Origin of the sequence: Pseudomonas tremae, from assembly GCF_001401155.1 — a bacterium.
Taxonomy (GTDB): Bacteria; Pseudomonadota; Gammaproteobacteria; order Pseudomonadales; family Pseudomonadaceae; genus Aquipseudomonas; species Aquipseudomonas tremae.
Map to the genome: position 1 here is coordinate 1 of NZ_LJRO01000263.1, position 490 is coordinate 490.

The 490-nt window shown below is 52.0% G+C and carries 1 protein-coding gene; it reads left to right on the forward strand.

Annotated features, from left to right (window positions below):
• Positions 1-99: 99 nt before the first annotated feature.
• Positions 100-447, forward strand: a complete 348-nt coding sequence (locus tag ALO43_RS16135) for a ComEA family DNA-binding protein (RefSeq protein ID WP_044345380.1) — start codon at positions 100-102, stop codon at positions 445-447.
• Positions 448-490: the final 43 nt, after the last annotated feature.

Here is a 490-nt window from a genome sequence, read left to right on the forward strand (position 1 = left end):
AGACAGCAACGCTCGACTTCTTTTCCAGGCGGCAGCAGTGCTCTAAGTTTCAGGCACAGCATGTGAAATGCTGCCTTTAACTGTTATGGAGCCTTATCTATGCGAACCCGTATCTTCAGTGCTTTGATCTTTGCCTTGCTTACCAGTGCCTCGGTTGCGGTCAACGCCACTGCGGCACCGTCTTCCTCCGCCGTGTCGCCCGCCACCATGGAAAACGCAGCGCCCGCGGCCGTTCACGAGCAACGTAACGATAAGGTCAACCTCAATACCGCTGATGCGCAAATGCTTCAGAAAGAACTGGCAGGTATCGGAAAAAACAAGGCCGATGCCATCGTTGCTTACCGGGACGCCAATGGCGAGTTTACCTCCATCGATGAATTGATCGAAGTAAAGGGCATTGGCAAGGCTATTCTGGAGAGGAATCGCGAGAAGCTGGCAATTGATTAAGCCTCGCTCTATCCATTAAAAAAACAGGCCGATCAATGATCGG